Genomic DNA, 12,063 nt, shown 5'->3' on the forward strand with positions numbered 1-12,063 from the left:
AAAAATTTAATTGGATTGGTTAAAAAGCAGCAGCTTTTAGTTTTAGACCTGTTGTGTCGTCTAAACCAAAAGCAATATTCATATTTTGTACAGCCTGACCAGATGCTCCTCTTAAGAGATTGTCAATTGCTGTAATAATCATAATATAATCGCCATGTTTTTCGAGATACACAATTCCCTTATTGGTATTAACTACCTGCTTAAGATCGGGATTTTTCTCTGAGATTACGATAAACGGATTGCGCTTATAGTAGCTCTCATAAATTGATTTAATCTCTTCAAAACTGATTGTACACTTGGTGTACATTGAACATAAAATTCCTCTGGTGAAATTACCTCTTACTGGCACAAAAAGTAACTCACTATCAAACTTAGGTTGCAGTTGTTTGATGCTTTGCGTTATTTCTGCTATATGTTGATGCTTAAAAGCTTTATAAACAGAAACATTGTTATTTCTCCAGCTAAAATGCGTTGTAGCCATTGGTTTTTGCCCTGCACCTGTAGAACCTGTTATCCCTTGTATATGAACATCTTCTTGTATTAGTCCATATCCGGCAAGTGGTAATAATCCAAGTTGAATACAAGTGGCAAAACAACCAGGATTGGCTATTCTTTCCGCAGCTTTAATATAATGTCTGTTAAGTTCTGGTAAACCATAGATAAAGTCATGATCCATAGATTTGATTCTAAAATCTTGACTTAAATCGATAATTTTCATTTTACCCGGAACCGGATTTTCTTTAAGAAATGCCTCAGACTGTCCATGTCCCATACAAAGGAACATCACATCAATTCTAACAGAAATATCATCGCTAAAAATAAGATCAGTATCCCCAAGTAAATCTGTATGCACATCAGACACTGGCTGACCTGCATGACTTTTACTGTGAATGAAAGAAATTTCAACTTCTGGATGATTTATGAGAATTCTCAATAACTCTCCAGCGGTATATCCTGCCCCCCCAACTATTCCTGCTCTAATCATTATTACTGTCTTTTACCTGATGATAAATTTTAATTTGATTACTTAATATTTTTGTAAAGCCTTTTACATCTTCTCCACTCCATCCTAAGTTCATCTCTCCGTAACTTCCAAATTTTGCTGACATAAGGTCATTTGGAGAATTAATACCAGTAACGGTAAATCTGTAAGGTTGAAGCTTGATATTCGCCTCTCCTGTAACCTGAGACTGAGTGTCTTCAAGGAATTTTTCGATATTCCTCATTACCGGATCTAAGAAAGCAGCCTCATGTAACATCATGCCATACCAGTTAGCTAACTGCTCTTTCCAATGTTGTTGCCATTTGGTAAGCACATGTTTTTCTAAAAGATGGTGCGCTTTTATAATGATAAGCGGAGCAGCAGCTTCAAAGCCTACTCTACCTTTAATACCTATAATAGTATCGCCCACATGCACATCTCTACCCACTGCAAAAGGCCCTGCTATTTTCTCTAATTGCTGAATGGCTTTTACTGGCGACATTTTTTCGCCATCTATCCCTACTAATTCACCATTTTCAAATTGAAGCGTAATTGATTTTTCACCTTCAGTTTCTAATTGAGTTGGGTAAGCACTTTCTGGCAAAACGCCATCTGAAGTAAGCGTTTCTACTCCACCCACACTCGTTCCCCACAAACCTTTATTAATAGAGTATTTCGCTTTAGACCACTCTTTACTTACACCTTTTTCTTTCAAATAATTTACTTCGGCTTCTCTAGAAAGCTTTAAGTCGCGAATAGGTGTAATAATTTCTAACTCAGGTCCCATTACTTGGAACACTAAATCGAAACGTACTTGATCGTTACCAGCACCAGTACTACCGTGAGCTACTGCATCTGCACTAACACTACGAGCATATTTTACTATTTCAATTGCTTGAAACACCCTTTCTGCACTTACAGAAAGCGGATATGTATTATTTTTTAAAACATTACCATATATCAAAAAGCGAATGCAATCTTGATAATACTGTTCAGTTGCTTCTATGGTTTTGTGTTCTTTTACACCCAACGCATATGCACTTTTTTCAATTTCAGATAATTCGCTGCTATCAAAACCGCCAGTGTTTACTATAGCGGTATAAACCTCGTAGCCGCAATCTTCTGAGAGGTATTTTACACAATAAGAAGTATCTAATCCTCCACTAAATGCTAACACTACCTTCTTTTTCATTTCTATCCTATTTCTCGTTGCTACTTTACTAAAACACTATTTGTATTGTATGAAGATTCTTTTTTATCTTCATCTTTCAATAATTCTTGTTTCTTAGCCTTTCTAGAAAACATAAACTCTTTAAATTGCGTCCATTTTTCAGCTAGGCTTTTTCTTTCGTTTTTTGCTTTTGTCTTTTCTTTTTCCGGATCGTAGATCATTCCAGTACAAAGACAAAGTGAACGGTTAGTTCTTGTTAGAATATCGTAATTGGTACAGCTTTGGCAGCCTTTCCAGAAAGTTTCATCAGTAGTTAACTCAGAGAAAGTAACAGGTTTGTACCCCAACTCAGAGTTAATTTTCATTACAGCTAGACTGGTTGTAATACCAAATATTTTAGATTCAGGAAACTTGGTTCTAGATAGCTCAAAGATTTTTTCTTTGATTTTTCTAGCCAAACCGCTCTTTCTATATTCGGGTAATACTATAAGACCAGAGTTAGCTACATATTTACCATGACCCCAGGTTTCGATATAGCAGAAACCTGCAAATTTTTTATTATCTAATGCTATAACTGCTTTACCTTCAGTCATTTTTGACATCACATATTCAGGTGATCTTTTAGCAATACCAGTTCCACGCTCTTTGGCTGCTACAGCCATAGCAATAGTTATTTCTTCAGCATAGCCAACATGCTTGTCAGTGGCGAATAATACCTCAACAGACATAATTAATTTCTCGAATGTTATTAAATAAAAGGGAATTGTATATTAATGTAAATAGAAATAAGTATCTGGCAGGCTAACGCCTGAGAGGCTTAATGATGAGGGGCTGAAAAAAAGAAAGATATCTTATTAACATCTTAAAATTAGAATCCTTTTATTAAAAATTATAATACAAACATAGACAATCTTTAATAAACTCTTATTAAAAAACTTATTTTTTTAATATTAAAACTATCGAGTTTAATAAAATACATTGATTATCAATTAATAAATTTTTAAACTAATTTTTACTCCAATTAGTTTTTAATTTTATATTTGAACACACTTCTAAACTTACTTCGATACAAACTTGTTCAAAAGGCTTAAAAACAATCCAAATTCCTGAAATTTTCAATATAATATCTTACTTGCATACTAGTTTAATAAACAAAACTATGTGTTAACAATATTACAGCTAATTACCATTGTAGTAAGATTTTGTAGTCATTTTAACATGACTATAATTCGATTTATATAAAAATAATGAGATATTTTTTCAGCTTACTCAACATTTGTTTATTAGCAATATTTATACTGTTAAGGTCAAATGTTATCGCTCAGGATAAAGGCTTGAACCCTGAAAGATCCCTATCTCAATATCACTTAAACATTTGGGCAAGCGAACAGGGCTTACCATCTCAAGGTGCGAATGGGATTGTACAATCAGAAGAAGGTTACATATGGCTAGCTACTTATGAAGGGCTCTCACAATTTGATGGGATTTCTATTGATCCTATTAAAACCGTAGATACAGAAAATAGGCTATCTATCAACTCTTTTAAAGGTATTTATAAAGAGCCAAAGGGTAAATTATGGGTTGCAGCTAATGGTGGTGGCCTCCTATCTTACTATAATAATAAGTGGGAAGTATATAACACAGAAAATGGCTTACCTAGCAACATTGTAAATTCAGTTCTTCTAACAAACAATAACACTGTTTGGGTTGGTACTGCCAATGGCGCCGCCTTTATGCAAGAAAACACATTCTCTCAAAATAGCATAGATTCAATTTTAACTCAAATTGTTGTAAATGATATTGCAGAAGATAATGATGGCAACCTTTGGTTTGCCACAATGAGTAGTGGTTTAATTAAAACAAATAACCAAGGCAAAATTATAAGGCAATACACTGTTGCTGATGGCTTAAGCAGTGATGTAGTGCAGCAAATACATATAGAAAAAAATACTGGTAATATTTGGGTAGGCACAAACAAGGGAATTAAAATTCTATTTAAAGGTAATAAATTGATCGATTTTGCCTATGGTGAATTACTCAGAGATAAAACCATAAAAAAAATATATGAAGATAAAAACGGAAGTATTTGGATAGGCACAAATAGAGGTCTTTGTAGGTTTAACAACAACCATTTAGAGTTTATCTCTGAAAATAGCAATCTTTCTATTCATGAAGTAACCGATATAACAGAAGATAATAATGGAAGTTTGTGGGTAAGCACATATCGATCTGGATTTTATCAATTAGTACAAGGTAAATTTATTACCTATTCTACACCTCAAGGATTAGCTGGCAAAACAATTAATGGCGCAATTGAAATCGCAAAAGATTCAATTTTAATAGCTACTAATAATGGCCTTTCTCAATTTAAACAAGGATGGAATTTTTCTCCTGCATTAATAAATGGAGAAGCTGTTTTTGAGAATAAAGATGTAAGAGATTTAATTAAAGACTCAAAGGGAAATTTCTGGTTTGCCACTTCAGATAAACTGTATTTATATACAGCAGATCAACAACTAAAAGTTTTTGGTGAAAAAGATGGCTTAGCATCTAACTATGTGAGATTCATATATGAAGATCGCCAAAATAACATTTGGATTGGGACAGAAAATGGGCTCAACCTATATAAAGATAATTCTTTCAAAACTTTTACTAAAGAAGATGGACTCTCAAATAACAAAATCCACTTTGTTTATCAAGATACTGAAGGCATTATTTGGGTAAGTACAGAAGAAGGGTTAAATAAAATGACAAATGGAAAGTTTGAAAGCTTCTTTATTTCTGATGGCTTATCTGGCAATGTAGTTTTTAAAATACATGAAGATGAAGATCAGGTTTTGTGGATAGGCACTAATGGAGGGATTACCAGATTAAAAAATGGTGAGTTAAGTAGTATTACAAAAAAGCAAGGCCTTAAAATAAACTCAGTTTTTGATATTCTCGAAGATAGAAGAGGCTTTTTCTGGATACCCAATAACCAAGGAATTTATCGGATTGAAAAGGAGCAACTAAATGTACTTGCCAATGGTGGCTCTCTTGAATTAGACGACATAATGTACAAGACCGGAGACGGTATGATGGTGAATGCATGTACAGCCAATGCGAGAAGTCTTATATCTTCTAAAGGTGAATACTGGATACCTACACCAGAAGGTATTACTGTAATTCCATACCCAGAACATCCAGATGCTAATAATATTCCACCTAAAATTTTAGTCGAATCCATCATTTTAAATGGTAAGGAGATTCCTTATACAAACCCACTTAATTTGCCAAGTGGTAACAACCAATTGGTTGTGAATTTTACTGGCTTAGATTATCACTCACCAGAAAGAGTAAGTTTTAGTTATTCGCTTAGTGGATTTCTGAGCATGACTCCAAAGAGCAAAAAAAGAGAAGCTGTTTTAACTAATATCCCTCCCGGAGAATATAAATTCACCATTGTTGCATTTAATAATGATAATGCTCAAAGCAATTTTTCATTCACTATTCTTAAAGAGCCTCAATTTTACCAAACAGCTTGGTTTGGCATTCTCTTAACTGTTTTTGGCTTATTCGTAATTGCATTAATTATTAAGTATTTTATCTCTCCATTTAAAAGGGAAAATAAAAGATTAGAGAAACTGGTAGAAGAACGCACAGCGGTAATTAGACAAAGTGAGCAAGAATTAATTAAGAAAAATGAGAAAATTGAAGATAAAAATAAAGAGCTCGAAAGCAGCAACAACAAACTTATCGAGTTAAATAAAGAAAAAAACAACCTTATTGGTATTGTTGCTCACGACTTAAAAAGTCCATTAAACCATATAACTGGTCTAATAAATATTATTAAGCTTTCTGGTGATAATTTGAATCAAGAACAAAACGAATATATACAACACATTCTTAATTCTACTGCAAGGCTTAATAATATGATTTCTCATATTCTCGATGTTGAAGCTATAGACTCAGGAAAATTGAGATTACACATGACAGACATCGAAATGTATAAAACTATCGAATCTGTAATCTCTGACTTCACTACAGAATTGGAAAGAAAGAACATGGAAATCATATTCGATAACCAAGGTTCTTACTTCCCTATTTTTGCAGATGAAAAAATCATTATCCAGATATTTGAGAACCTCATTTCTAATGCAATAAAATTTACACCTTCCGGAAAACAAGTTTTTGTTAAGTTATTTGAGACCGATTCCAATAATATACGCATTGAAGTAAAAGACCAAGGGCCTGGTGTATCTACCGCAGATATGCATCGACTGTTCGGGAAATATCAAAAGCTTTCGGCAAGGCCTACTGCCGGAGAGCATTCAACTGGTCTAGGTTTATCTATAGTGAAAAAATATGTAGAAGCTCTCAACGGAAAAGTTTGGTGTGAAAGCACTTTTGGAAAAGGAGCTAATTTTATAGTTGAGTTAAAAAAAACTGAGAAAATCGCTGAAGAAAAAAAAACATTTGACCAAGCTCGATAAATGAAATATTACCCACATTAAAATCAGTCTAAAAAAAGCATTTACTCTAATATTCAATTAGAACTACTTTTATAATTAATCAGTTAGTTTTGGATACTTAATAAACATTCGATTAGAAAAGATAGAGGATGAAGTACATTTTTTTACTATTATCACTTGCGATAAATATTTGTATTGTAAATACAGCTAAAGCCCAAAGACTTTCACCAGATAACACTGATTATGCCGTCCAACTTTTTAATGCAGAAAAGCAGTTAATCATTAAAAACCAACAAATCTCAAAAGAACAAAAAGCTAGTTTTCTTGCAGATTATGGTCTAATTGATGAAGCATTAAATCAGATTAAAACCTCAGAGCCTTCATTCGCATATTATCTGGCAAATGCCAAAATAAATTTCAAATCTCACCAATATAAAAGTGCTATAAAGAATGTAAACCAAGCACTTGCTCTTAAACCTGAAAATAGAGAATCTTTACTATTGTCAGGAGAAGTTTATTTAGCCCTAAATGATATTGAAAAAGCCATAAACTCGGCAAATACTAGACTTGCTAAAGTTGATTTTGATGATAAAGCATTAGTACTGCTGGCTAAAACTGCTATAGCACAAACAAATTTTGACAAGGCGTTGGGGCATATTCAAGAGGCAATATCTCATAACCCGAATAATGCAGATGCACTTTATTTAAATGCCTATATTAATCTTAAAACTAAGAGTAAGAAAAAAGAAAATACTTTAGAGAAAGCCCTAGAACTAAACCCTTATCATTCAGAAGCACGCTTTTTATATGGCTTAATATTATCAACCAAAGATATTGAACTAGCTAAAAAACAATGGCAAATAGCTTTATTAAAAGACCCATTCAATGAGAAAGTTCATCAAACTATAATTAGCTTTTCTGAAAAAGATCAGGTTTTTGGAAAAAGTATCTCCAACTTATTAAATGAAGTAAATCCAGATAAAACACTCATAACTGACTTACAAAAAGACAAATCAGAAAATGAAAAAAGTGCTATAGATTTAGCTTTTGATTTTAGAAAATCACTTTACCACGAAGAAAATCTCACCGGTTTTTATGGAAAGTATTTGTCGAGTATTCATAGTAGTGATGTTAACCCAATTCTCTCAGCATCAGTACTAGAATTTATTGCTATAAATGAATTATTAGATATTGATGAACAAGAAAGTCTTTCATCATTTTTACAGAATTCAGAAGCATCACAAATATTGAGTCTAGCACCCATATTTGACATTACTCAACAAAATGAAATTCTTTTAAAAGTAATCAATAAGTCATTTGAAGATAATCAAATAATAATCAACTTATTGACTTTTGCTAATATTAAGTTGAAGCCGTCACTACATACCTCTTCCGATGATTTTTTACCGCTATATAAAATACTTGATGCTGCTACAGGAAAAGATAAAATGCTAAAAGAAGGCTTAGTTGATATTCTATCTGAAAAAGTTTTTCCAAAAGCATACAAAGTAAACTTTAGACAGTTTGTATTAAGTTGTGCAAAACCAAATACACAAATAAGTGATGACTATTTTAATCTTGCTTATTCGAAGTTTTTAGAAGGTAATGATCAAAAATCTTGTAGCGAGCTAAATCAATATTTTAACGAATTAGATAATATACTTTTTAAAGGTGAGCCACAGAAGTTTACGGCATTTCAAGCTCAAGCATTAATTTACAATGCAGAAATGCAAATTAATAAAGGTAATTTCACAATTGCTGAACAAGTTTTAGATCAAGCATTACAAACCAACAATACCTATACTCCTGTTTACTTGACAAAAACTAAACTTTGCTTAATACAAGGAAAGTTTGAAGAAGCAGAAGTTTGGTGGAAATCAGCCGAACAGATGGATGTAAACAATCCTGATGTGTATAAAATCAGAGCTCAATTTTCAATTCAAAAATTCAATCAAGGCAGAATACCTTCAGAACAAGCGCTTGAACTTGCATCTATCGAATTTGCTAAGGCACTTCAACTAGAGACAGATCCTTATCTTTTTGGAAAAACCAATAGAGATATTCAGGAATTATATCAACTATTTGCAAAACCTTATCAAGCTTTAGAGTTGGCAGAATCTTACTTATCTGCAAAAGCCAATAATGCCAATCAATTTGAAAAAATATATATCACAGAAACAAGCGCATTTATTCAATCAGTAAGAACATTGAATGGATATGGTACAAGTTTAATTTCTAGAGCACAGAATATTATAAATACTTCAAAAAATAATTCCGAAGTTCAAGATATGATTTGGCTAGCTTACTCTTATCTCAATCCAGAGTTATTAGATTCTCTCAGATTTAATAACCTGTCGGTTAATGTGAAGCATCTCGCAAGTTTGGAGAATCTAGAAACAAATGAAAAACCATTCGCTGTGTTATCTGATTTCTCACCTGTTAGCACTAAAGAAGAAATTATCTATTTAAAACATATAGAATATTTAATTGATGTAGGAAAGATAGAAACCGCAAATGAATTGATGAGTGACCATACTTTTTCAAAATACCCAGAAGTGTGGTCTAGATATAATATGGTAAGAGGTAAACTACTTTTAAAGAATAATGAAAGTAAACAAGCTGTTGATGCTTTTAATAAAAGTTTAGAAATATCTAAGTATCAACATGAAAGTAGAAAATTATTAATTACCTTATTTGAGGGTGAGCAAAAAAAATATAAACAAGATATTAAAAATATGAGAAAAGATGTCCGGAAACTAGAGTTAGAGCCCGGACCTGATTTCACGTTTTATAAATTTTTATGATTTAATTTCTTACTTTATGAAAATACCTTTTCTTGGCATTCTCTTTAAGAATCATAAAAATTAACTGAGTAGCACAAAATATTACACCAAATAGCAATAGAATTTTATCTAATATACCGGTGTTACCAATCATCCAATCTTTTAAAGTATAATAGGCAAAAATTACAAAAGATAAAACGGCAAAGCATTTCATCCAAAAATCATAAACTCGGATATTTCTAGTACGTGTTAAAGCAGCCATAATTAGGATATTTATTTTAGTTTGCGAATGTAGATATATTGGTCTTAACTATAATTTAAAAAATTCTTAAAAAGAATACAAAATAAAGCATAAAGCATTACTAAATTCCTATTTTAAAATTCAAAACTTTAGTAACTTTTTAATGCAAAAACTTACATAATAAATCTATAAAATAGGCATACATTAATATCTAGGCATAATTACAGTTATTAAAGTAACCATATTTTAGCAAACCTCAAAGTGTTTTTAAATTGTTTTTTCGACTTTTATTTAGCTTTATTTTTACTAATTCAAGCCTTAATAGTGATTATAAAATTCTAAAATTTAATATGACTTCGATATATTAAATGTGGATTGAAAATGAATCAAGAAAAGAGTAAATAACACTAGCCAAATTTTTTAATCTCAGGGAAATTTTCAATCACAACATTGTCCTCTACCTAGATGGAATTGTTAGAATAGATGCTATTAGTCTAGTAGGAATTTGGTCTGAAAATGATACTCATGCAGATGAGTAAAATTGGCTATGGTGAGAAATGGGATGACTAAATAGTTCTAAATTTTTTTTCAAGAATTGTCACTCGCTTCATCTTTCGATTGCTTCTCAACTTCTTCGCTTTTTGCAATTCTTACTTTTAATACATTAGATAAACTCTTACCTACAATTTTCACTTTAGTACCTTTATCAATATACTCTCCGCTTGTTGTAGCTTCATATTGTTCATCATTAAACACAATCTTCCCCGAGGGCTTAAGAACTGTATAAACTTCTGCAATTTTACCAATTAGGTGAGAGGGCTCATTAAGCATACTAGTTTGTACAGTGCCAGTAAGCAATTCAAGAATATCTTTTTTGTTTTTTAGTAACTTATGGTCTCCAAACAATAATTTTCGAACACCAAAAAACACCAACATCACTGCAATTAAAATTGTTACTAATACTGCTTCCATTTAAGTATTTATTCTTTTGCCCTAAGATAATATTTTATGCATTTAGCATACAGACTTTTTAATCTTTAGCATAAAAAAAGCCCTTTGGCTTTATAAACCAAAAGGCTTTATCCAAATTGTTTTAACTTAATTTCCTGATGCAGCTTCACTAATCATTTCTAGTAAATCGTGTGCCATTTGTTTTTGCTCTTCGTTTCTAGCAAGAGATTTGGCTTTTTCAGCCTTTACTTTTGCATCTTCAAAATCACCATTAATACCTTGTGTATAAGCATATAATGCATAAGTTTCATAATCTTCATCACTTTTAACTAAATTATCTAACCAAGTGATAGACAAATCGATAAGAGAAGAAACAGAAGCAAAATCTTCTACTATTTCATAAGATTGATTATACCAAAAATCTTCTTCGTCTTTGCCAATTGATGAATAATATTTTTGTACAACCGCTGCATATCCTTCTGCATCCTGCACATTTCCATAATATAATTTCTCAGTTACAAATTTAGCTTGTGGTAATTCAGATGGGCTTTCAATATAAATTGGCAATATCTCTGTTGTAACAATGCTTAATTTATTAATATCATTTTCCATAATAGCAGCTGCTAAGGTAGCATTGTATACATTTTCTAAGTACCCTGAGAAGTTTGCTTCACCAACATTTGCTTTAAACTCTTCTTTATTATTTTTTACATATGCAAAAAACTCACTTTCAGTATTAGATGCAAATACTTTAAAAAACTCGGTATACTCTAGATTTTTGAATGCTTTACTATCTAAATCAAGCATGAGTTTTTCGGCAATTACTTTAGCCAAATCACTATTACTATCTTTTATAAGTACTGCAAACTGAGCTGTTTCTACTTGAGTTAGCTCACCTTTTTCATATTTCTTTTTAAGCTCTGGCAGTAAATCAGATTTATCTTGGATAGTTTTAGATTGATTTAAAAATGGTTCTTTTTTATTATATCCTCCAATAGAACCTGTTAAGTTTTCATCTTTATCTAAAAAAACATAGGTCGGATAACCTTCTATCTGATAGGTTTTGGTGAAGGTAGTACCAAATTCAGTTTCAGCATCTAGTTTGACGCTAACAAAATTATCGTTTAGGTAACCAGCTACTTCTGAATCGCTAAATACATCTTTATCCATCATTTTACAATAGCCACACCAGTCTGTGTAAACATCCACAAAGATTAATCGTCCAGAAAGATTGGCTTTGTCTAAAATGGTTTCCCATTCCTCAGAAGAATTTACAGTAATAAAATTTACTTTAGTTTCAGATTGAGTGCTCGCATTTGAGAAAAAAGTAAATAATAGACAAATTGATAAAAGAAGGGGATTAATCAAGATTTTCATATTTTACAGAATCTATTTAAACTTTATTTGTCTTTACGACATTTAATTGCCTCAAGATTTATAAATGAGACAATTTGCTAGTTATAATTAAATGCAAATTTTAGTCT

8 protein-coding genes are annotated in these 12,063 nt (G+C 31.7%); 2 read left to right on the plus strand and 6 right to left on the minus strand.

The window, feature by feature from the left end; genetic code table 11:
- Positions 1-19: 19 nt before the first annotated feature.
- Genes argC through OQ292_RS19555 form a run of 3 tightly spaced genes read right to left on the minus strand, consistent with a single transcriptional unit; the run spans position 20 to position 2,881 of the window.
- The gene (gene argC, locus OQ292_RS19545; protein ID WP_284683829.1) at positions 20-985 is read right to left on the minus strand and encodes an N-acetyl-gamma-glutamyl-phosphate reductase; all 966 of its coding nucleotides are present in this window, start codon (positions 983-985) and stop codon (positions 20-22) included.
- Positions 978-2,174: an argininosuccinate synthase gene (gene argG / locus OQ292_RS19550; protein WP_284683830.1), complete on the minus strand. Its 1,197-nt coding sequence runs from the start codon at positions 2,172-2,174 to the stop codon at positions 978-980. Before argG ends, argC begins: the two co-directional genes overlap by 8 nt.
- A 20-nt stretch (positions 2,175-2,194) precedes the next feature.
- Complete coding sequence (locus OQ292_RS19555; RefSeq protein WP_284683831.1) at positions 2,195-2,881, minus strand: GNAT family N-acetyltransferase; 687 nt, start codon at positions 2,879-2,881, stop codon at positions 2,195-2,197.
- 519 nt (positions 2,882-3,400) lie between these two features.
- Here OQ292_RS19555 and OQ292_RS19560 point away from each other — a divergent pair.
- Together OQ292_RS19560 and OQ292_RS19565 are read left to right on the plus strand one after the other, a co-directional pair.
- Positions 3,401-6,625 carry a sensor histidine kinase gene (locus OQ292_RS19560; RefSeq protein ID WP_284683832.1) on the plus strand — a complete coding sequence of 1,075 codons (3,225 nt, stop codon included), beginning with the start codon at positions 3,401-3,403 and terminating at the stop codon, positions 6,623-6,625.
- Between the two features lie 128 nt (positions 6,626-6,753).
- Positions 6,754-9,408 carry a tetratricopeptide repeat protein gene (locus OQ292_RS19565; RefSeq protein WP_284683833.1) on the plus strand — a complete coding sequence of 885 codons (2,655 nt, stop codon included), beginning with the start codon at positions 6,754-6,756 and terminating at the stop codon, positions 9,406-9,408.
- Position 9,409: 1 nt separating this feature from the next.
- Here the strand turns inward: OQ292_RS19565 and OQ292_RS19570 are convergent, their stop codons facing one another.
- The 3 genes from OQ292_RS19570 to OQ292_RS19580 all read right to left on the minus strand — a co-directional run bounded on the left by OQ292_RS19570 (position 9,410) and on the right by OQ292_RS19580 (position 11,956).
- Positions 9,410-9,649, minus strand: a complete 240-nt coding sequence (locus OQ292_RS19570) for a hypothetical protein (RefSeq protein ID WP_284683834.1) — start codon at positions 9,647-9,649, stop codon at positions 9,410-9,412.
- 567 nt (positions 9,650-10,216) lie between these two features.
- Positions 10,217-10,600 (minus strand): NfeD family protein, encoded by a 384-nt coding sequence (locus OQ292_RS19575; RefSeq protein WP_284683835.1) that lies wholly within the window; start codon positions 10,598-10,600, stop codon positions 10,217-10,219.
- 126 nt (positions 10,601-10,726) lie between these two features.
- Positions 10,727-11,956, minus strand: a complete 1,230-nt coding sequence (locus tag OQ292_RS19580) for a thioredoxin family protein (RefSeq protein ID WP_284683836.1) — start codon at positions 11,954-11,956, stop codon at positions 10,727-10,729.
- Positions 11,957-12,063: the final 107 nt, after the last annotated feature.

Origin of the sequence: Chondrinema litorale (assembly GCF_026250525.1) — a bacterium.
Taxonomy (GTDB): Bacteria; Bacteroidota; Bacteroidia; order Cytophagales; family Flammeovirgaceae; genus Chondrinema; species Chondrinema litorale.